The sequence below is a fragment of the Dyadobacter sp. LHD-138 genome (genome assembly GCF_030929615.1).
Lineage (GTDB): Bacteria > Bacteroidota > Bacteroidia > Cytophagales > Spirosomataceae > Dyadobacter.
Map to the genome: position 1 here is coordinate 21226 of NZ_JAVFVU010000023.1, position 21147 is coordinate 42372.

Sequence of the window (21147 nt, forward strand, 5' to 3'; positions counted from 1 at the left end):
ATTTTCTCTTATTCCAGACTGCTGTAAATCATTTCCATGTCCACATGGGTACGGATATGCGCTGCCAGACGGTCGTATTGTAATTCTTTGAATTGTGCATAGTCAAAAACCTGGCGTTTGGTTTCGGTCAAAAATCCGGCAAGCAAAGCTTCAACAACCGTCTCATTATCCAGAATTCCATGCAGGTAAGTTCCCCAGCAGTTTTCGTTCAGATAATAACCATCCGGCTTTCCGTTTGCTAACATGGCCACGGAAGCGTTCAAGTAAGAAGTTGTCTCGCCCATATGGATTTCATAACCCGTACACATTTCAGGCTGGCCACGGAAGCTGAACACTTGCTGTACGGTGGTTTTTACAGGTTTTAAAATTGTTTTTACGGGTAATAAACCAAGTCCGGGCATGGATTCCAGAGATCCTTCCACCTGATCAGGATCTGCAATACTTTCGCCCATCATTTGATAACCACCACAAATACCGACGACTCTTTTGCCGGTTTTATGGGCGGTGATGATAGCCTTTGCCGCACCGTTATTCTTAATGGTCAACAAATCGTCAAGGGTATTTTTACTTCCCGGAATGATGATGATATCTGCTTTGGCAATTTCTTCCGGTTGATTTGTGTAAAACAAGTGAACCCGCGGATCTTTTTCCAGTCTGTCAAAATCAGTGAAATTGGATAGTCGTTTTAACAAGATCACGGCCACATTAATCTTGCCTTCCGTTGTCGTATTAAACTTATTTTGAAGCGAAACGGAATCCTCTTCCTCGATATGAATGTCTTTAAAAAAGGGCAGCACACCAACCACCGGAACTCCGGTTAATTCTTCCAGCATTTTCTTTCCGTCTTCGAAAAGCCGGGCATCGCCCCGGAATTTATTGACGATAATCCCTTTAATGCACTGGCGTTCTTCCGGTGTTAACAAAGCGATGGTTCCATACACGCTGCCGAAAATACCACCCCGATCGATATCACCAATCAAATACGTGGCCGCGTCGGCGTGAAGCGCCATCCGCAAATTTGTAATATCTCTTTTTTTTAGATTTAACTCGGAAATACTACCCGCGCCCTCCATAACGATGGGTGCGTATCGTGCCGATAATCTGTCGTATGCCTGGGTGACCGCCTGAAATAATTCCTTTCTGTCATTTGTTTTAAAATATTCAAAAGCAGACTGATTGCCGACGGGTTTTCCATTCAGGATAACCTGGGAGGACTGGTCATTGGTCGGTTTTAATAAAACAGGATTCATATCCGTGTGGCAAGGAATACCGGCAGCTTCCGCCTGAACGGCCTGCGCTCTGCCCAATTCCAGACCCTCCGGCGTGACATAACTGTTCAACGACATATTCTGTGCCTTAAACGGAGCCGGATAATAACCATCCTGTTTGAAAATTCTGCAAAATCCTGCGCAAATAACACTTTTCCCGACATCGGAAGCGGTGCCGACGAACATGATTGGTTTGGTGAGGACGCGGGGTTTGGACATTAGATAAGGTTATTCTTAAAATTTACTGTTCTTTTAGATTCCAATAACATGATTGCGTTTCAAAATCCCGAAGGGATGATAGTATTATAGCCAAAAGGTCAGAGTAGGCGAAGTCTTAACCCGGAACGGGTGGCAGATGTTACTTACCTGTACTCGGCTCTGTCACCCGTTCCGGGTTTAAATTTCTCTCTGATTTTTACACGGCTATAATACTGTCATCCCTTCGGGATTTTAGCAGCTGTGATTCTTGTTGTTAACTCCTATTATCCTTTTTACCTTTATGCAATTCTCCCGGATACAGTCACCGTAATATTTTCAGAAGACAATGCTTCAAGTGATAGGCATTCAGCACCCATCACCTTCGCCATTTCCGCTGCTCTTCCAAAACGAAGATAGTCGTTTTCCGTGTCGAGCACCAGAGCAGGAATGTTCGCCTGAAACAATTGTCCTGATAATTGGAGCGTTTGCTGCCAGGCATCGCCACCTCCGGGAAGCGGAACGTTGGCTTTTCCATCGCTTAAAACAACCAAAAGTGGTTTTAAATCCTTGTCCGGATTTAATTTACTGATCACCTGCGCGGCCAATTGCAATGCATGAGGCAAGGGTGTTCGGCCGCCGGTGGGCAGATGCTGCATGGCCTGTTCCGCTTGCTCGACGCTGTAAGTAGGTTCTAAAAGTAACTGCGCCTCCACGCCGCGGAAGGAAATCACACCCACCATATCTCTGCGTTGATAAGCATCGGTCAAAAGACTCAGAACGCTTCCTTTCACGGCTTCCATACGGCTGCTGGCGGCCATCGATCCCGAAGCGTCCACAACAAAAAGAATTAAATTCCCGGTTTTCCCTTTCCGAACTTTCTGGTGGAGATCGTTTCGGGTGATCTGAAAACCCTCCTGATCGCGGATGATCGCGGATTGTACGGTTGCTATCACAGCGATGTCGCTCGGTGACTGGTCTGGTATGGCCCTGAGTTCAGGGCCACGATTGGTATGGATTGCCTGACTGCGCCGTCCTTCCGGCATTTGATGCGCGACAGGATTTATATCCCATTTGAAATTAGGCGCTTCTAGTTCAGGGTTTATGCCAAAAACCTGCTCTTGTTTTGACGACGGTAATTCCTGATTTTCGTCCTGATCATCCTGAGGCAACAGACTCTTCATCTGTGGCTCTTCCTCTGATTCAGGCTGGTTTTGAGGCTGAGGCTTATTTTGTAATTCCGGCTGCTCTTGCTGCATCAGTTCGTCAAGCCGGTTATCCCCTTTGCTATTTCCTTCAAACGGCTTTTTCCTTTGGCGGTGTACCAATGCAAGCGCTGCCGCCTGCCGTACATCTTCCGAAGTTACCGTCGTTCGTTTGTCCAGCGCTGCCAGGGTTATTGCCGTTTTGTACATTACAATATCTGCCCGTAAACTTGTTACGTTCAGTTCTGCACAAAGCTGGCTGATTAATGTGAGCAAACCGTCCGGCAAGACTACGTCCGGCAGTAATTTCTGAGCGGTTTTGATCTGATTTTGTAACGCTTTCTGGTTATTAATCCACTGCGCTGAAAATGCGTCGGGGTTATTTTCAAAAGTAATTCTTCTGCGAACAACCTCCGTTCTTTCAGCCACATCACGGGGCGCTTCCACATCCACCATCAGTCCAAAACGATCCAGGAATTGCGGACGAAGATTTCCTTCTTCCGGGTTCATGGTGCCGATTAAAGTGAATTTTGCAGGATGACTTTCCGACAGTCCGTCGCGCTGGATTGTGTTTACACCCATGGCGGCAACGTCCAGTAAAACATCTACGAGATGATCCGGCAGTAGATTTACTTCATCAATGTATAAAATGCCGCGATGTGCCGTAGCCAATAGCCCGGGTTGTAATCTTTTCTTTTTTTCTGATAAAATCCCTTCCAGATCCAGGCTGCCCAATACGCGGTCTTCGGTTGCGCCCAGCGGAAGGTTCACAAACGGTACCGGAATTTCATCAATATCAACAGGACATTCTCCGCAGATATCCTGCGAATCATTTTCCTGAATATTTTTCAAAACCTCATTTTTAGGAATTGGCGGCATAATTTCAGCCAATCCTCTGGCGGCTGTACTTTTTGCCGTACCTTTTTCTCCTCTGATCAGTAAACCTCCGATGGAAGGATTGATAGCGCACAACAAAAGCGCGCGCTTTAATTTTTCCTGTCCGACAAGGGCTGCAAACGGGTATTTCATAGAGAAGACCAAATTAAAATTACCTTCCTTGCAAACGGATGATCGCGTGAAGGGAAGGTAAAATTAGGGAAACTTTGTTATTTAAAGTGATCTGACCGTTTTAAGAAATGTTTTCATGACAAGCCCGGTAGTCACATTTAGTCATGACGAAATATACTGTTTCATGGATTTAATTAATACTTTAGAAAATCAGTTTTAGACCTTATTGAGGAGCAGAATTGGTATCATATTTTAAAATGACCGGGAAGTACACTGGAAATTAAATCACAGAAATTTCAACAAGAAGTCCTTTGACAAAATCCCGCGGACATATCACTGTTGAGCAGTGGTTTAAATATAAAAACTGGAAATGGGCCGCTTTTCAAAAGGAAGCGGCGGCAGCTTACCTTTCGGGGAAAAGCGGACTGGTGAATGCGCCGACGGGCAGTGGGAAAACGTACGCGTTGTGGATCCCGATCCTTATTCGATATATCAATTCTTTGCCCAGGCAGCCTGCCAAAAGAAGCAACGGTTTACAGGTTTTGTGGATCACGCCTCTTCGTGCGCTTTCGAAGGACCTTTTCAGGAATATGGAAATGGCCGCTTTGGAAATGAATCTGAACCTGCACGTCGGTGTGCGCTCGGGTGATACAAGCACGCATGAAAGAGCCAGCCAGAAAAAGCAAATGCCGGAAGCGTTGCTGATTACGCCTGAAAGCTTTCATATTTTATTTACCCAGAAGAATAGTGCAGAAATTTTTAAAAATCTCCACACGGTTGTTGTGGATGAATGGCACGAACTCATGGGCAGCAAACGGGGAACCCAGACCGAACTTGCCCTCGCCCGGCTAAGAACGATTAATCCTGACCTGCAAACCTGGGGTATATCCGCAACGATTGGCAATCTCGAAGAGGCGAAACAGGTATTGGTCGGGATGGATGCTGCGGAGGAAGATACGGTTATCATCAAGGCAGAAACGCGAAAGAAAATCCTTGTTGAAAGCATTCTCCCTGAAAAAGTTGAAACGCTCCCCTGGGCAGGTTACATGGGGACGAAGCTTATCGATTATGTTGTTGAAATTGTGCGGAAAAGTAAAACGACCCTGCTTTTTACCAACACCCGCTCGCAGACTGAAATCTGGTACCGGATTATTATTGAAAAGTATCCTGAATTTGCTGGCATTATGGCTTTGCATCACGCCTCGCTCGACCGCGAAATCCGTGATTGGGTGGAAGAGGCTTTGCATGAAGAGAAATTGAAACTGGTCATTTGTACGGCAAGTCTTGACCTGGGCGTAGATTTCCGTCCGGTGGATACGGTTATTCAGGTGGGAAGCCCCAAAAGTATAGCGCGGTTTATTCAACGTGCGGGCAGAAGCGGACATCAGCCTGGTGCAGCCAGCAAAATTTATTTTTGCCCAACCAACGCGCTTGAACTCATTGAAGCGGTTTCGCTTCGTGATGGCGTTGAAAAAAACCTGATCGAAGACCGCCGACCGGTTATCCAGGCTTTTGATGTGTTGGCACAATGGATGATCACCCTGGCGGTGGGAGGTGGTTTTGAAGAGCAGCAATTGTTTGAGGAAGTTCGCAATTGTTATGGTTATCAGTTTATTAATCGTCAGGAGTGGGAGTGGTTGCTGGGGTATATTACGACCGGAAGTTCGTCGCTGGTGGTTTATGATGAGTATAAAAAGGTGGAAAGAATTGATGGCCGTTATGTGGTAACGAGTCGGCGGGTTGCGCACCGTCACATGCTGAGCATGGGTACGATTGTCTCCGAGACTTCGTTGAAAGTGAAATTACAGCAGGGGAAATACCTGGGTTCTGTGGAGGAATCTTTTGTGACGCGCATGAAAGCGGGAGACGTTTTTGTCTTTGCGGGGCTGAGTGTCGAATTTGTCAGAATTCATGAAATGACAGTTACCGTTAAAAAAGCAGAGGGGAAAAGAGGCTTTTTGGTTCGATGGGCGGGTGGGAGAATGCCGTTATCTTCTCAATTATCCGCTTTTATCCGCGACAGATTATCCGACGCGATGGATAACCCACACAAAGAAAGGGAATTGTCGAAGTTAAAACCACTGCTGGAACTGCAAACGGAAATGTCGATAATTCCGCAAACTTCTGAATTGTTAATTGAACAATGTGAGACAAGGGAAGGGCATCACATCTTTATTTTTCCCTTTGAAGGACGATTGGTACACGAAGGGATGTCGATTATTCTGGCGTATCGCATCAGTAAATTAAGCCCGATCAGCTTCTCCGTGACGATGAATGATTACGGTTTTGAGCTGTTGAGCGACCAATATGTCGATTTACAAAAAATAATGCAGGACGTTGATCTGTTTTCAACCCGTCACCTGGTGGATGATATTTATAAAAGCGTCAATGCGACGGAGATGGCGAAACGCAAATTTCGTGAAATTGCGGCGATCGCGGGATTGATGTTTCAGGGTTATCCCGGAAAATACATGAAAGCAAAGCAGGTGCAGGCTTCGAGCTCGCTGCTGTTTACGGTGATGACCAAATATGAAAATAATAATTTACTGGTCAATCAGGCGTACCAGGAAGTTTTGACTTATCAATTGGAAGAAGTCAGGATGCGGAAGGCGCTTGACCGGATTGCGACACAAAAAATAGTGGTTAAAAAAACGAAAAAACCTACGCCTTTTTCGTTCCCTATCATGGTAGACCGGCTCCGCGAGCAGCTTACTTCCGAAAAACTGGAAGACCGGATCCAGAAAATGCTCAAACAGTATCGTGACGCAGATTGAAATAAGAAACAACCATTTTGATTTATTGACCCAAAAAGCCATTTTCTGGCAAGAAAAGCGAACGTTACTCATTGGCGATTTACACCTTGGGAAAATTACACATTTTAGAAAAGAGGGGATAGCTGTCCCGCAGATTGCAGCAGAGAATAATTTTGAAAGGCTGGACGAATTGGCAGACAATACAAAAGCGTCCCGAATTATTTTTCTGGGCGATCTTTTTCATAACAAGTACAATGCAGAGTGGGAAATGTTTTCGGCATGGCGTGCTAAATATCATTTTATTGAAATGATCATCGTGATCGGAAACCATGATGTTTTACCTGTAAGTCTGTTCCTGGAAAATAATATTGATGTTTATAAAAATGATTTTGAAGAAGATCATTTCATTTTTACGCACCATCCGAAGGTAGAATTGGATCCGTCGAAATTTGTTTTTGCAGGGCACGTTCATCCTGTTTTTACATCCTACGGAAAGGGGCGGCAAAGTTTCAGGCTGCCTTGTTTTGTTGTGGATAAATGCCAGGCGATTTTACCAAGTTTCGGCGTTTTTACAGGCGGGTTTGGTGTGAATCTGATTGCGGGAAGGAAGATCTATATGTTAACGGAGGAGCGTGTTTTTGTCGTGGGATGACAGCATCGGCGAATTTAATCAAGCCATGTGTCATTGCTTTCGGGATTAATCCCCGACAATGCGGAGGAGATTTCCATACCCATTGCTTCTTTTGGAACTAAACCCGAAGGGTCGAAAGTATGCTGGAAACAATCTGCTGACTGGTAATTCAAAACCCTGAAAGGGTGATATAACAACGCCCGGAACTACGATCGAATTTTCACATATTTGCAATAATCTTGGCACAGCGCCTGATACAAAGTCTCAGAATCATGAAAAATTTCCTTAACAGCAATCCCGGAATGAATATCATCTGAAAAGTTTAAGGTTATTTCTGCTATTTTTTCCTGACTCTAATAAATTCCGCTGCCGGTTGCTTCTCCTAATCCCTTGTTATGATTCGTTCGCTTTCACTGGAAGAACAGAATACGTCGTACTTGACCGCATCAGCGAGCATCTGAAGCTTCTCATGAAGTCTTTCCGACATATCCGTATTCTATAACGTTTGTTGATGATACTAATAGTATCACAAATATACAAATAATTTGATACTTATAATAATTTTTAAGGTAAGATTTTATTGGCGTGAAGAGAAAACTTCTTGGGACTGGGATAATTGCGTTGGGAATAAAATAATCATTAAGCCACATCGCATCGCTCTGTGCGTCTCCTGAATTTAGATAAATATCGCCGGTCAATGTTTTACAACTTCTGTTTTTTGCTGACATTTTCCATGAACGTATGAATTTGACTATACCTTTTATTCCAGGGGTTGAAAAACTGGGTGATCATGGGAATGTGTTTTTTGTTTTTCAGAATTTGAAAAGGTGTGCCTGGCGCGAATTCTTGGAGGGATTTAATGAATTTATCGTTGCTGACTGCAATGGAAGGATATGTTTTGCCGCCCAGGAAAATAGTCATTGGAGGCATGTTATTATGCAAATGATAAAGCGGAGATGCTTCTTTCCATATTTTTTGTCCGGAAGTAAAGGTCTTCAGATAGGTGTTGTCGTTTGGGAATTTTTCTTCCAGTAAATAACCATACATGTCCAATCCTGCCGCGTCAATCAGGATGAGCCCTTTAACCGGATTTTCTATGCCCAGTTTATTGAAATACTGTTCGTCAATGGCGACAAGTGCGGCCAGATGTCCACCTGCTGAGTGACCTGAAATAAAAATTCGATCCGGATCTCCACTGTAATGCTGAATATTTTCTTTGACCCATTTTACAGATCTCGCGGTATACTCCGCCATTTCTTTGTACGTGGCGGTCGGGCTTAAAGGATAATCGGGGATGACCGCGACGATATCTTTCTTCGTCCAGTTTCTGCCAAACAGGTTGTATTGGGACTTTTTACCGGAATTCCAGTTTCCACCGTGGATGAAAATTAAAACATCCGTGGGTGATTTTGGCCTCCTGGGTTCAAAGATATTAAGTTGCTGATCCTGAATTTTACCTGAATCCCCGGCATACGTAATGTTTTTATGCGCTCGGCTGCCTGTAAATGCACAGCCCGAAAGTGTAAGAAGCGCGGCTCCGAACAGTATAAAAAGAATGATGCGGGATACCCGGGTTTCTGAATTCACGATAAATGCCTTTCATGAAATGATTGAAAGACATACGTGGAAATATTGTCTGTGGATTGCGGCAATGGAGAAGAGGCAATCGTGAGCGGGTTTTTGCGAGGGAAAGAGGAGTCAAGTTTTGAAAAGGGCAGGCCCAGTGTTGACTCCTCTCGAAACTTCCCTATACCCGGACTTTTCTTGCGCCCGGGTTCAGGCTTCATATCTAAACTTTTTTCGGAGGCAGGTCAAATGCAACCGCATTGTGCTCAAAATGTCCTTTATGAGAACCGTCGCAGAATGGTTTGTTAGCAGAAAGTCCGCAGCGGCAGACGGAAAGCACTGTTCTTCCTTCCAATCCGTATGCATTTCCCTGTGCATCTACGATTTCAAAATCTCCGTCAACTTTCAGAGAGCCGTTGTTGTTAACGGTAAGCTTTACTTTTGTCATGGTGAATAATTTTGCCCAAAGGTAGTAATCCCATTGGTTGGAGGCATACTGGCAAGCTAATTTAGCATGAGTACAAATCTAATTTACGCTTGAATAAAGGGCCGGTGTTGTTCCGGTCTATCTTTTAAATGCTCTGGAAAATGCACTTAACGGCTGAATTTTTCGGTTTTTTGCCCAGATTTACATGGCCGCTTAGCCGATGGAAGGGAACGAAATTCCTTTGATTTTTCGGAATAACTCGACGGCGTAAAGATCTGTCATGCCGGAGACAAAATCTAAAACGGTCTGGATTTTTGAATATTCGTCCGTCGTGTTCGTGATAAATTGTTTGGGAATCAGCTCGACCAGCTTTTTGGAATAATGCGAATTATTATTCAGATAAGCCGGAATAAATTCTTCCAAAAGTCCGCCCATCACCTTGTAGCCCGCCACTTCGATCTGTACCACGGAAGAATAATTGTAGATTTTCCTGATTGAAATCGTCTCGATATTTTTCATGACCGTGCGCAAAGGCTCATCGATCCGGTCAATCAGACTGTTATTGAAATCACCTGCCAGGATTGATTCCTGTTCCTTATAAAAAAGCTCGGAGCAGACGCCGATCAGCGTATTGATGGCTTTGGCACGCAGCAAACTTATTTTCGCATCATCATCATCAATATCTGCCAGCCGCTCTTCTATCTGCGGATCATTGGAAAGCGGCAAAAGCAGTGCTTCGACTTCATGGTATGAAAGGATTTTGAGCCTGTGTGCGTCTTCGAGGTCGATAATGTTATAACAAATATCATCCGCAGCTTCCACCAGGTATACGATCGGATGCCGCTTATAAATCAGGCGCTCATTTTCAACTTTTGTTAAACCCAATGCTGTCGCAATTTTTACAAAACCGGCCTGTTCAGATTGAAAAAAACCATACTTTTTTCTGTAAATCTTCGACTTGTCATGACCCGCCAGCGATTCGCAGGGATATTTTGCAATGGATGCAAGCGTCGAATACGTTAAGGCAAAACTACCATAACCTTTTCCCGCGTACGGATGTGTCAGGATGCGGAAGGCATTGGCGTTACCCTCAAAATTGGTAAGGTCCTGCCACTGTGCTCCGGTTACTTTATCCTTGTAAACAGCTCCTGCGCCATGGGTAAAATAATATGAAATGGCTGCTTCGCCCGAATGCCCAAAAGCCGGGTTCCCCAGATCATGCGCCAGACATGCCGCCGCGACAATGTTTCCGATCTCACTGATCAGCGGAAGTTCATCATCCAGACCGGGGCGGCTCTTTTTTAGCCGGTTATAGAAAATTCGTCCAAGAGAACGGCCTACGCTGGCAACTTCCAGGCTGTGTGTTAACCGGTTGTGAACGAAAATACTTCCGGGTAAGGGAAATACCTGGGTTTTATTCTGAAGCCTCCGGAATGGGGAGGAAAAGATTAACCGGTCGTAATCACGTTGAAATTCAGATCTGGCTTCCGCCTGGTCTTCGATGTTTTTGTCTTCGCTTCCCCAGCGTTTTGCCGAGAGTAATGTTTCCCAATTCATTTTGCAATAAATAATGCGATGAAAATGTGGCCTGCCATTCGCAATAATACGAATTAGAACTGGTATTCAGTTGTAAATGGAAAGGTTAAGGATGACGTTAAAATACCCGACTCAGTAGATCGGATCAGGTCATATGCATTTATGATCAGTACGAATCACGGCTGTTTTGAAATCATTGGCATAAACTTAATGCCGTATTTTCTTATAAAAATGAACAATCTTTGCGTGAAAATAGGGCGGGAGGATCTGCCGAAGTACTTTGAGGATTCATGACCCAATCGAAACGTCGTTATTTTATTCTGAACAAGCCTGCCAATATGGTTTCGCAATTTGTCAGCCCCGACAGCGTGGGTTTGCTTGGCGATCTTGACTATGATTTTCCGGAGGGAACACACGCGATTGGTCGGCTCGATAGTCACTCGGAAGGCCTGCTGTTATTGACAACCAACAAAAAAGTTACGCGGCTATTGTTCCAGGGAGAAGTACAGCACAAAAGAACTTACATTGTACATGTGAAAAATGTGGTCAGTGAAGAAACATTGGATCGGCTTCGAAGCGGTATTCCGATCCTGATTAAGGGAAATGTATTCTGGACGACAACACCCTGTGAAGTGGAAATTGTAGAAAAACCAGAAGGTCTGATCAATCGTTATACGGAAAGGGACGACGTTCCGCATAGCTGGCTGAGCATTACGCTGACGGAAGGTAAATATCATCAGGTGCGAAAAATGGTTCATACGGCCGGTCACCGCTGCAAGAGACTGATCCGCATCTCCATTGAAGATATGCTGCTTGACGGTCTGAAACCGGGGGAAGTCCGGGAGTTGGAAGAAGCAGAGTTTTTCCAGAGACTTAAAATTGATAACTGGCGGTAATTGTCATCGGAGATACTGAAGTTGTTTAAACTTATGGATAATCCCGAAGAGATGATAGTATTCTAGAAAATGCCAGCAAACAGTCAGGTCATAACCCTGAAAGGGTGACATAACCATTTCTGGAATCGAATTGACAACGCCGCCCCAAAGTCCTATATGATATAAAAATTCCGGCCTTTTCTACAATAATACCATCCCTCCGGGATTTTTGTGGGCTGATGGATTTTTTATAGCACTGCAATAGAAATCGTGATAAGGTTTATTAGTAATAAAACTCCATAAAGTTCTTTGTTTGAAAAAAGAACTTTATGAAACTGAATATATATCCCGATAAGGAAACCAGCTCGAAGGCAGCAGCAGATCTGATTGTGGAACAGATCCGTTTGAAACCGGATTCCTTAGTATGTTTTCCTTCGGGAGACTCCCCAACGCTGGTCCTGAAATATCTGGTTGCATATGGCCTGCAAGGCGCTGTGAATTTTGCTCAATGCCGTTTTGTGGGACTGGACGAGTGGATAGGCATGGATGAAAACGATGAAGGAAGTTGCAGGCATTATCTGAATTCCCATTTTTTCCTACCGTTGAACATCAAACCGGATAAGATTGTTTTCTTCAACGGTCTTGCCGATCATGTCGATGATGAATGTGCCAGAATGAATGACTACATTCTTAAAAACGGCCCGATTGACATCATGATGGTTGGTTTGGGTATGAACGGACATATTGGATTGAACGAGCCGGGAACAGATTTCAACCTATATGCCCACCGTGCAGAACTGGATCCGCTTACGGTAAAAGTAGCGCAGAAATATTTTCAAAAAGACACGGCGTTAACGGGTGGCCTCACGTTAGGTTTACAGCATTTTACGGAAGCTAAAACGGCTATTTTAATTATTTCAGGCTCCAAAAAAGCCGATATTCTGGTGAATATTTTGGAAGAGAAAGTAACCAGCGAGATTCCGGGCACGATCATCCAGCTGCATTCCAACGCCATTGTTTTTTCGGACCAGGATGCAGCTTCCAAATTGACAACGCCGACTTCTCTAATTCGTGATCAAAAATAAAAGACTATGGCTGTTCAGATAGAAACTTTCCAGACTGTTTCGGAAAATATTTTTGATGCGATCGTAATCGGTTCCGGTATTAGCGGTGGCTGGGCTGCGAAAGAGCTTTGTGAAAAAGGATTAAAAACCCTCGTTTTGGAGCGCGGAAGAAATGTGGAACATAACAAGGATTATCCAACGGCACACCTGAATCCCTGGGATTTTGAGCACCGTGGTAATTTGACGAAAAAATTTTTGGATGAAAACCCGCTGATCAGCAAAGCAGCCGGTTTTGGCGATGATACCAAACATTTTTTCGTGCAGGATAAGGATCATCCGTACATCCAGGAAAAACCCTTTGACTGGATCCGGGGTTATCAGGTCGGGGGAAAATCACTGACCTGGGGCAGAGCTTGTCAGCGTTGGAGTGAATTTGAATTTACGGCTCCAGAGCGTTTTGGTTACGGTATTGGTTGGCCGCTTGGTTATAAAGATGTGGCGCCCTGGTATAGTCATGTGGAGGAATTTATTGGCGTATGCGGCAATAAAGACGGGATTGAATCCATGCCGGATGGTGAATATTTGCCCCCTTTCGAACTGAATTGTGTGCAGACAGAAATAAGGGATAAGATCAGGGAACATTACAAAGACCGGTTTGTGGTGCACGCCAGATGGGCCCATTTGACGAAGCCCAATGCAATTCACCTGCAGCAGGGCAGGGGTTCTTGTCAGGCCCGGAACCTGTGCATGCGCGGCTGCCCTTATGGAGGTTATTTCAGCTCCGTAAGTTCCACGTTGCCATGGGCTGAGAAAACCGGAAATCTCACCGTCAGACCGCATTCCGTGGTGCATTCTATTATTTATGATGCAAAAACCGGTAAGGCAAGTGGTGTTAAAGTGATTGATGCTCAAACGAAAGCGGTTATTGAATACAAAGCCAAAGTGATCTTCCTGAACGCTTCGGCGCTGAACAGCAATCTCATTTTACTCAATTCCAAATCAGAACGTTTCCCCGATGGCCTCGGCAATGATTCTGGCGTGCTTGGGAAATATATCGCTTTTCACAATTACCGGGCTTCGGTCGGGGCAGATATGGATGGTTTTGAGGATAAATATTATGCTGGCAGAAACCCGACGGAGCCTATCCTGGCCAATTACCGAAATCTGCACAAGCAGGATACCGATTATGTAGGCGGATTTACAACGTTCATGGGCGCTTACCGGACGAGAGGAAACGGAGCATCGGAACAGACCTTTGGCAAAGGTTTTAAAGAAGATATGAGCAGGCCGGGGGGCTGGAAAGTGTATATGTACATGCAGGGAGAAACGATTCCAAAGGCATCAAATCAGGTGACGCTCAGTAAGGACCAAAAGGACGCATGGGGAATTCCGCTGCTGGTGACCTCGGTTGGTTATGACGATAATGACGAAAAAATGATCAAAGATTTTCTGAAAGAAAGTGCCGAAATGCTGGAAAAATCAGGATGTACAAACATCACCCAGCATGACAATAAACAGGCTCCTGGACTGGATATTCATGAGATGGGCGGCTGCCGGATGGGAAAAGATCCCAAAACTTCCATGCTGAATCAATGGAACCAGCTGCATCACTGCAAAAATGTTTTCGTGACCGATGGCGCCTGTATGACCAGTACGGGTAATCAAAGTCCTTCGTTGTTATACATGGCGCTTGCAGCCAGGGCCGTGGATCATGCCGTCAAGGAAATAAAAAGCGGTAATTTGTAGATTTACAGACTGCGGAATTTGTTTCAAAAAGCGAGCTTAGCGAAAGGAAACATCGTAAAGATGGGCCGTGATATTATCTTCAAAGCCGGCATGGTTTTGGATAAATTGGAGGTGGGTGATGGATTTATTTTGCCCTCTCGTTCTGAAAAACTGTTCCGCCTCCATGTTGGTCTTAAGTTTCTTTAAAAATATCCCGCCTTCAATTTCAGAAATAATCGCTTTGAAAACTTCTGTTTTTCCGTCTTCGAAGGTAGCTTTTACGCGTAAAACAGGCGGCTGAACGAGCACGCGCGTGATTTTCCCCCAAAGCGAATAGTTGACCTTGATCTCAATCCAGGTTAATTTGTTGGCTTGGGAAACCTGGATTTCTTCGCCGATTTTAAATGCCAGATCTTTAATATTGGATTTGACAAGTTGAAAACTCCGACTGCGCTTTTTTACGACCTGAAGCGTATCCTTACTGATTGTGGTCGTATCGTAGTCGTAGTTCAGAAGCATGGCGCATGTGGTTTTAGAGTCACTCCAGAAATTGTATCGCTGTACATCCGTTGGGCCTGGTACGGTATGAAGTACATAATCCGGGGCAGTTGGCGAGAGATATTTTGCATAATTCAGGCTGGTCAGGTAATTGTTATACGCCTGATACGATTGAATTGCGGGTCGTGGATTGTAACTTAAATCGTTAAAAAAAGCATAGGAGATTTCATAGGGCACAAAATCAACGGTTTTGCCTTTGAAATTTTGGCTGATTTTGGAATCGATATGATATTCAATCCGATTTTTTTCGTCGCTAATCTGCTGCTGGAATGGAAGATTTGAAAAAATCACATCCTGATAAGGCAGCGTTACTTTGTTAAATGCAAATCCGATCCCTGTGCTAACAAAGGGGGAAATGAGCAAAAAAACCATAAATACATCCCCGAGCCTGCTTTTTAAAGTTGTATTTTCAATAAAGAGATAGGCTATCCCCACGAAAAGTGCACCATAAAAAAATGGATAAGACATGCCTGCAAAGCCAAATCGGGTAAATCCCTGCTTGAATCCAAGATACCAGGCAAAAAGCATCACGAGCAGAATAAATATATCCGAACGACTTTTAAAAATGAGGGGCAATGAATAAATAAAGAAAACGGCGAAGCTAAGGACAATGATGACGGCCAGCGCAATGTTAAAATACGCATACCGGGCTGTCAGATTTATAAAATCCACGGTGAACATCGCGTCATTGTAGTTGTTGATGATACTGAGCGCGCCTTTGACGTAGTTGATCAGGTCAACATGGAAAATTTGGCCCAATAATAAGATAAGTCCCAGGTGATAACCCCAGAAAGCAATGATTTTCAGCGAGGATTTTATATCCGGGATGATCGCCAGGATAAAATAGGCATACAAAATGACGGAAGTTACGATTCCCAGATTTAACTTGATGAAAAAAATCAGCACCGAAATTGTTGCTGCAAGTGCGAGGGAAATAAGGCTTTGGGTCCGGTAGTGATGAAAAACCAGGAATATGAATAAGGTGAAAAGCTGAAAGGTTGCCTCTGAATTATGAGAAATCAGCATAAGGAAATACGGCACGGCAAGCCATTTGACCGTATTATTTAGTGATTTGAAGGTGTATCTGAGAATATAAATAAGTACACCTGTCACAAAAATATCATAGATTAGTATCGGCATGATCCCGATATAAGCCGGTACACGTGTGCTGAGGAACCCCAGGGGGCCATAGGTGAAAACCCAGTCTTTTCCAAAAATCAAACCCTGGTGCAAAGCCATGTTGATGCTGATCTTCCAGGATGGGTCAACACCGCCGGCAGGATTTTCAATCAGGGCCTTGGGTAGAAATAATACGATTGAAAAAAAGGTTAATACCCTGAATGCTGTGATTTCTTCTATAACACGTTCGTAGCGTTTGGATGCAGACATTATAGGCTCGGGTTATTGAATTTACAAGAATACGGTGTTTACATAGGAAAAAAAAGAATCATTTATCTAACTTATCTAATGGTAACTTATGAGTTTAATTGGTAACATTATCTGGCTGATTTTCGGAGGATTGATCGTCGCTCTCGAATATTTTCTATCGGGTCTGATCCTTTGTGCAACCATTATCGGTATTCCGTTTGGCATTCAGTGTTTTAAGATCGGCATACTTACTTTGCTTCCTTTTGGTCGCGAGGTACGTGAAGTGCCGGGAGAAAGCGGCTGTTTATCAACGATTTTTAACATCGTCTGGATCTTTCTGGGAGGTATCTGGATCGCATTGACACATCTTATCTTCGGTATCTTACTGGCGATTACCATCATCGGTTTACCTTTCGCGAAACAGCATTTCAAGCTGATGCGTTTATCGTTTACGCCGTTCGGGAAGGATATTTATTGAATGATACATCATCTTATTTTCACGAGTACCCTAAGATGAGATGTAAGAAATAGAACCGTTATGAAAGCAGTGGTTATTACAAAACCCGGGAAGCCGGAGGTTTTGGTTGTGGAAGACAGGCCGGTGCCCGTCGTTAAACATGACGAGGTTTTGATCCGGGTTTATGCGGCCGGGGTAAACCGTCCGGATGTTTTTCAGAGGAAGGGAAACTATCCGCCGCCGCCGGGCGCACCACAGGATATTCCGGGACTGGAAGTTGCCGGTACCGTTGAACTATGCGGATCTTCGGTGCAGAACTGGAAAAAGGGAGACGCCGTTTGCGCGCTGCTGGCCGGTGGCGGATATGCAGAATTTGCGGTTGTGCATGCGCGTCATTGTTTGCCGGTTCCCGATCATTTTAGTTTTGTCGAGGCGGCCTCCTTGCCGGAAACCGTGTTTACGGTTTGGCATAACGTATTTCAAAGGGGAAATCTAAAAAAGGGAGAGCACTTTCTCGTGCATGGCGGAAGCAGCGGCATTGGTATTACGGCCATTCAGCTGGCCAAAGGATTGGGAGCAAAAGTCTTCGCTACGGCGGGATCTGATGAAAAATGTGAGGCCTGTGTTGCTCTTGGAGCCCATCTTTGTATTAATTATAAAAAGGAAAATTTTGAAGAAGTGCTTAAAACCGAAGGCGTGGATCTGATTCTGGATATGGTCGGAGGCGACTATATCCCTAAAAATATAAGGCTCTTACGTGTTGACGGACGGCTGGTTTTTATCAATACCATGAAGGGGAATAAGGTGCGGCAGGTGGAAGGACAGCCATTGGATGAGGTTGATTTTGGTCTGATCATGAGAAACAGGTTGACCTTAACCGGTAGCACGCTTCGCAACCGGGATGTTGCATTTAAAGCGACTTTAACGGAGGAAATCCTTGAAAATGTTTGGCCTTTCATGAATAATGGTAAATTTAAACCCGTTGTTTTTCGTGAATTTCCATTGAACGAGGCTGCACAAGCCCACGCGCTGATGGAGCATAGCGGACATATCGGCAAAATTATTCTGACAAATTCCTGGTGATTTTAGCTGAATCCTTTCCTGAACGTTTTGCCTGCGAACCAGACTAATGTGATGAAAATAAAGGTATAAAAGAAAAAAGGTTCGAAGCCGGGCGTGTTAATCAGGAGCAATTGATTGTTGCCAAAAGCGTGAATAAGCGCGGTGAAAAACAGGTTGTCCGTCAGGATGTAAATGAAGAAATAGACCATTCCGTAGAAGAAGACGTTCATTAAGGTCGCATATAAGTCTGCCCATGCGGTATGATCGCGAAGGATATAGACAGAGACATGGCCAAGACTAAAAATGATCGCTGATGCTATGCCCAGGATAATAAGTTTTTGCCGGGAAATCCCCTTTTTCTCGGCGTAATGTGCTGGTAAAAAACGAAAGATAAATTCTTCAATGAGTGCGTTCGGGAAGGTGTTGAAAAGGAAAATAAGCGCATATTTGACGACCCGTTCCGTCGAAGGAAATTCGGGAGCGGTGCCGAAGACACTGGAGGTCCATAATTGCAGTGCTGTCCACACGATAAGCCCCATAATGAGGGCAGTGGAGAGTTTCTTCCAGGAAAATAGGTTACGGTAAGAAAACTCTGACTGATAAGGTTTAAGTAATCGGACGAAAAGCAGGCATTCTATACCCCAAATAAAAAGACCCAGCAGGATGGCCTGTTGCCAGTTGACAAAAACTTTTTGGACCCATTCTGTAATGAAAATCAAGCCGATGGTGTTAGCAAATAGGCAGCATATCAAAAGTATTCTTACCAGATATTTAAAGCGCATAGGTATGGTTAATAGTCTGTTAGCGTAAGTTTGTTCAGCATAATGTTGCTGATTTAAGTGGTTGGTATCTGTTGTATTTTAATCAGAAATTCTAGATCTGATCAGGACTAGACAATAAGAATAGTATCCTTTTTTCGTTTAAATTTAGTGGAAATCATCGTGTTGATGTGCTAATTCAAAAAAAGATGGCAACAAAAATTAAAGAAGTTACAGCCGCCAGTATCACAGGAATGTACATGCATTACTGTCTGGAAAATAACGAAAAGCCTCAGTCAGTTTATTTGTTCTGTAAGAAAAACGGAATGGTTGAGAAAGATTTTTACGTATTCTTCTCGTCAATTGAAGCGATTGAGAAATCGGTTTTTGTGAATTTCCACAGCATGACGGTTGAACTTATTAACAAAAGCACCGAGGCAGATGTGCTTGACTTTAAGGATAAATTACTGACATATTATTATACATTTTTCGAAATCCTGGCCGCGAACAGAAGTTATGTTGTTTTCGCCTTGAAAAGTGATCAGAGTAAGCTGAACGGGTTGTTGAAGCTAAAAGAATTGAGAACGCATTTCAAGGATTTTATTGCGGGAATCAGTCAGGGATATCTGAAAGTAAAAAGCGAACGTGTCCTTAAATTGCAGCAGGACGGTCTGGAAGAAGGCGCATGGATACAACTTTTGGTGACACTTAAATTCTGGCTGGACGATGAATCCGTTGCATTTGAAAAAACGGATCTTTTCATCGAGAAATCAATCCGCGCCACTTTTGATCTGATTGATACGACCCCGCTGGAAAGTGTGATCGACTTTGGGAAATTTTTAATTAAAGAAAAATTGAGGTAGTGAATGGAGACGATAGACAGCATACCTACTTCAAAAATTCAGCGTGCCTCCAAATTGATTTCCACCGGTGTAAAGATCGGAGGGAATTATCTGAAATATTACGGAGAGAAAATAACGAACCCTGAATCGGCACGGGATAACCTGAATTCCAACAACGCTGAAGATATCTACGATGGCTTAAAAAACCTAAAGGGCAGTGCGTTGAAACTGGCTCAGATGCTTAGCATGGAGAAAAGTTTTATGCCGCAGGCTTACGTGGAAAAATTCTCGCTGTCGCAGTTTTCGGTTCCGCCTTTGTCGGCTCCGTTGGTGATCAAAACGTTCAGGAGGTATTTCGGGAAATCGCCGCTGGATTTATTCGATTCGTTTAATCCCAATGCGATTAACGCTGCGAGTATCGGGCAGGTGCATAAGGCGACGTCCAATGGCAGGGAGCTGGCGGTTAAAATTCAATATCCGGGCGTGGCGGAAAGTATCACGTCTGATCTGGCATTGGTAAAACCGATCGCCATGAAGATGTTCAATATCCAGAGTAAGGATTCGGACAAATATTTTAAGGAAGTTGAAAATAAGCTTACCGAAGAAACCAATTACATCCTGGAAATTGACCAAAGCAAGGAAATAGGCGATGCCTGTGCACATATCCCCAATTTGGTTTTTCCTAAATATTATGCGGAATTCTCTTGCGAGCGCGTGATCACGATGGACTGGATGACGGGGATTCACTTATCTGAATTTGTCAAAAGCAAGCCTTCACAGGAAGCTTTGAATAAGATCGGGCAGGCGCTTTGGGATTTTTATATGTTCCAGGTGCATCAGCTGCGGAAGGTTCACGCCGATCCGCATCCGGGAAATTTTCTGGTTGATAAGGACCAAAATCTGATTGCGATCGATTTTGGCTGTATGAAGGAAATTCCAGAAGCATTTTACACGCCTTATTTTGAACTCGCTGAGAAGGAAAATATCAATAATCCTGAATTTTTCCGCAGCCGGTTATTTGAACTGGAAATTCTGACGGACAAAGATACGGGGGAAGAAACCGTTTATTTTGCGAAGCTTTTTCACGAAATCCTGACCTTGTTTACCCAACCTTTTCAGGCAGAAACATTTGATTTTGCAGACGAAGTATTCTTTGGTAAACTGGTTGCACTGGGCGAGAAATACGCGAATGACAAGCAGTTGAGAAAGATGAATGTGAACCGTGGTTCCAAGCATTTTATTTATATCAACCGTACTTTTTTCGGATTGTTCAGCCTTTTGCACGATTTAAAAGCAACGGTTAGCATTAACCAGTTTGCAAATCTGGCTTAGCAATAGCAAAGGATTAAAAGTGCGTAAAATCATTGGTTTTACGCACTTTTACAGTGTTTTCGCAAAGCAAACGCTGATCTCTAAATTATCACTACCGTTGTAATTTTCAATGATGTGATAACCCTGTTTTTGATAAAGTCTTATCGCATTAGGCTGCCCTTTCCCGGTTTCAAGCACTGATTTTGTATAACCAAGTTCTCTCGCCCAGGTTTCCAGTTCTGCCAGCATAGCAGACGCAATTCCTTTTCCTCTATGATTGTCATCAACAAACATGCGTTTAATTTCAATCGTTTTCTCATCGAAAATTTTGAAACAGCCGCAAGCAACAGCTTCTCCATTTTCATAGGCGACAACGACCGTGTGAAGATCCGTGATCCTGTTAAAATCTTCGTAATCCTCCGGATTGGTATTGTAAATTCTACAAAGCTCAATATCAAGCTTTTCCGTTAATTTAGAGAAATCCGGGTTTTCGCTGTTTGTTCTTAATATCATTATTTACTGATGTTAAACGCAGAGT

The 21147-nt window shown here is 43.9% G+C and carries 18 protein-coding genes; 9 read left to right on the forward strand and 9 right to left on the reverse strand.

The features are described from left to right. Positions 1-8 precede the first annotated feature (8 nt). Both RB622_RS17880 and RB622_RS17885 read right to left on the reverse strand, forming a co-directional pair. Positions 9-1487, reverse strand: a complete 1479-nt coding sequence (locus RB622_RS17880) for a cobyric acid synthase (protein WP_308047955.1) — start codon at positions 1485-1487, stop codon at positions 9-11. Positions 1488-1765: 278 nt separating this feature from the next. Continuing rightward, positions 1766-3697 carry a magnesium chelatase subunit D family protein gene (locus RB622_RS17885; RefSeq protein ID WP_308047956.1) on the reverse strand — a complete coding sequence of 644 codons (1932 nt, stop codon included), beginning with the start codon at positions 3695-3697 and terminating at the stop codon, positions 1766-1768. A gap of 290 nt (positions 3698-3987) precedes the next feature. Here RB622_RS17885 and RB622_RS17890 point away from each other — a divergent pair, with 290 nt between their 5' ends. Beyond that, a complete protein-coding gene (locus RB622_RS17890; RefSeq protein ID WP_308047957.1) occupies positions 3988-6450 on the forward strand; it encodes a ligase-associated DNA damage response DEXH box helicase in 2463 nt (820 codons plus the stop codon). Continuing rightward, positions 6437-7081 (forward strand): ligase-associated DNA damage response endonuclease PdeM, encoded by a 645-nt coding sequence (gene pdeM, locus RB622_RS17895; RefSeq protein ID WP_308047958.1) that lies wholly within the window; start codon positions 6437-6439, stop codon positions 7079-7081. Before RB622_RS17890 ends, pdeM begins: the two co-directional genes overlap by 14 nt. A gap of 681 nt (positions 7082-7762) precedes the next feature. On the opposite strand, the gene RB622_RS17900 is transcribed toward pdeM, so the two are convergent. From RB622_RS17900 to RB622_RS17915, 4 genes are all read right to left on the reverse strand, one after another. Next, entirely contained in the window at positions 7763-8647 is an 885-nt protein-coding gene (locus RB622_RS17900; protein ID WP_308047959.1) for an alpha/beta hydrolase, read from the reverse strand. Further along, on the reverse strand, positions 8644-8847 hold the full coding sequence (locus tag RB622_RS17905) for a hypothetical protein (protein WP_308047960.1): 204 nt from the start codon (positions 8845-8847) through the stop codon (positions 8644-8646). The genes RB622_RS17900 and RB622_RS17905 overlap by 4 nt, the downstream gene beginning before the upstream one ends. 2 nt (positions 8848-8849) lie before the next feature. Further along, positions 8850-9074: a CDGSH iron-sulfur domain-containing protein gene (locus RB622_RS17910; RefSeq protein ID WP_308047961.1), complete on the reverse strand. Its 225-nt coding sequence runs from the start codon at positions 9072-9074 to the stop codon at positions 8850-8852. Positions 9075-9266: 192 nt separating this feature from the next. After that, positions 9267-10610 (reverse strand): deoxyguanosinetriphosphate triphosphohydrolase, encoded by a 1344-nt coding sequence (locus RB622_RS17915; protein ID WP_308047962.1) that lies wholly within the window; start codon positions 10608-10610, stop codon positions 9267-9269. A 269-nt stretch (positions 10611-10879) separates the two neighbouring features. On the opposite strand from RB622_RS17915, the gene RB622_RS17920 reads away from it, so the two are divergent. The 3 genes from RB622_RS17920 (at position 10880) to RB622_RS17930 (ending at position 14274) form a co-directional block, all read left to right on the forward strand. Then, positions 10880-11485, forward strand: a complete 606-nt coding sequence (locus RB622_RS17920) for a pseudouridine synthase (RefSeq protein WP_308047963.1) — start codon at positions 10880-10882, stop codon at positions 11483-11485. Positions 11486-11793: 308 nt separating this feature from the next. Next, positions 11794-12549 (forward strand): glucosamine-6-phosphate deaminase, encoded by a 756-nt coding sequence (locus RB622_RS17925; protein WP_308047964.1) that lies wholly within the window; start codon positions 11794-11796, stop codon positions 12547-12549. A gap of 6 nt (positions 12550-12555) precedes the next feature. Beyond that, on the forward strand, positions 12556-14274 hold the full coding sequence (locus RB622_RS17930; protein ID WP_308047965.1) for a GMC family oxidoreductase: 1719 nt from the start codon (positions 12556-12558) through the stop codon (positions 14272-14274). 36 nt (positions 14275-14310) lie between these two features. Here the strand turns inward: RB622_RS17930 and RB622_RS17935 are convergent, their stop codons facing one another. Beyond that, positions 14311-16200, reverse strand: a complete 1890-nt coding sequence (locus RB622_RS17935) for a hypothetical protein (protein WP_308047966.1) — start codon at positions 16198-16200, stop codon at positions 14311-14313. Between the two features lie 88 nt (positions 16201-16288). Here RB622_RS17935 and RB622_RS17940 point away from each other — a divergent pair, with 88 nt between their 5' ends. Beyond that, on the forward strand, positions 16289-16657 hold the full coding sequence (locus tag RB622_RS17940; protein ID WP_308047967.1) for a YccF domain-containing protein: 369 nt from the start codon (positions 16289-16291) through the stop codon (positions 16655-16657). Between the two features lie 60 nt (positions 16658-16717). After that, the gene (locus tag RB622_RS17945) at positions 16718-17719 is read left to right on the forward strand and encodes an NAD(P)H-quinone oxidoreductase (protein WP_308047968.1); all 1002 of its coding nucleotides are present in this window, start codon (positions 16718-16720) and stop codon (positions 17717-17719) included. Between the two features lie 2 nt (positions 17720-17721). Here RB622_RS17945 and RB622_RS17950 read toward each other — a convergent pair whose 3' ends face one another. Beyond that, a complete protein-coding gene (locus RB622_RS17950) occupies positions 17722-18417 on the reverse strand; it encodes a CPBP family intramembrane glutamic endopeptidase (RefSeq protein WP_308047969.1) in 696 nt (231 codons plus the stop codon). A gap of 248 nt (positions 18418-18665) precedes the next feature. Here RB622_RS17950 and RB622_RS17955 point away from each other — a divergent pair, with 248 nt between their 5' ends. Continuing rightward, positions 18666-19319 (forward strand): TetR family transcriptional regulator C-terminal domain-containing protein, encoded by a 654-nt coding sequence (locus RB622_RS17955; protein WP_308047970.1) that lies wholly within the window; start codon positions 18666-18668, stop codon positions 19317-19319. Positions 19320-19322: 3 nt separating this feature from the next. Beyond that, positions 19323-20630 (forward strand): AarF/UbiB family protein, encoded by a 1308-nt coding sequence (locus tag RB622_RS17960; protein WP_308047971.1) that lies wholly within the window; start codon positions 19323-19325, stop codon positions 20628-20630. A 48-nt stretch (positions 20631-20678) separates the two neighbouring features. On the opposite strand, the gene RB622_RS17965 is transcribed toward RB622_RS17960, so the two are convergent. After that, positions 20679-21122, reverse strand: coding sequence for a GNAT family N-acetyltransferase (locus RB622_RS17965; protein ID WP_308047972.1), 444 nt, complete (start codon positions 21120-21122; stop codon positions 20679-20681). Positions 21123-21147 lie beyond the last annotated feature (25 nt).

Bases quoted from the DNA above. Each gene is read 5' to 3' on its own strand.
- RB622_RS17880 (WP_308047955.1), bottom strand. From the start codon at position 1,487: ATGTCCAAACCCCGCGTCCTCACCAAACCAATCATGTTCGTCGGCACC.
- RB622_RS17885 (WP_308047956.1), bottom strand. From the start codon at position 3,697: ATGAAATACCCGTTTGCAGCCCTTGTCGGACAGGAAAAATTAAAGCGC.
- RB622_RS17905 (WP_308047960.1), bottom strand. From the start codon at position 8,847: ATGAAGCCTGAACCCGGGCGCAAGAAAAGTCCGGGTATAGGGAAGTTT.
- RB622_RS17910 (WP_308047961.1), bottom strand. From the start codon at position 9,074: ATGACAAAAGTAAAGCTTACCGTTAACAACAACGGCTCTCTGAAAGTT.
- RB622_RS17915 (WP_308047962.1), bottom strand. From the start codon at position 10,610: ATGAATTGGGAAACATTACTCTCGGCAAAACGCTGGGGAAGCGAAGAC.
- RB622_RS17920 (WP_308047963.1), top strand. From the start codon at position 10,880: ATGACCCAATCGAAACGTCGTTATTTTATTCTGAACAAGCCTGCCAAT.
- RB622_RS17925 (WP_308047964.1), top strand. From the start codon at position 11,794: ATGAAACTGAATATATATCCCGATAAGGAAACCAGCTCGAAGGCAGCA.
- RB622_RS17930 (WP_308047965.1), top strand. From the start codon at position 12,556: ATGGCTGTTCAGATAGAAACTTTCCAGACTGTTTCGGAAAATATTTTT.
- RB622_RS17935 (WP_308047966.1), bottom strand. From the start codon at position 16,200: ATGTCTGCATCCAAACGCTACGAACGTGTTATAGAAGAAATCACAGCA.
- RB622_RS17940 (WP_308047967.1), top strand. From the start codon at position 16,289: ATGAGTTTAATTGGTAACATTATCTGGCTGATTTTCGGAGGATTGATC.
- RB622_RS17945 (WP_308047968.1), top strand. From the start codon at position 16,718: ATGAAAGCAGTGGTTATTACAAAACCCGGGAAGCCGGAGGTTTTGGTT.
- RB622_RS17955 (WP_308047970.1), top strand. From the start codon at position 18,666: ATGGCAACAAAAATTAAAGAAGTTACAGCCGCCAGTATCACAGGAATG.
- RB622_RS17960 (WP_308047971.1), top strand. From the start codon at position 19,323: ATGGAGACGATAGACAGCATACCTACTTCAAAAATTCAGCGTGCCTCC.
- RB622_RS17965 (WP_308047972.1), bottom strand. From the start codon at position 21,122: ATGATATTAAGAACAAACAGCGAAAACCCGGATTTCTCTAAATTAACG.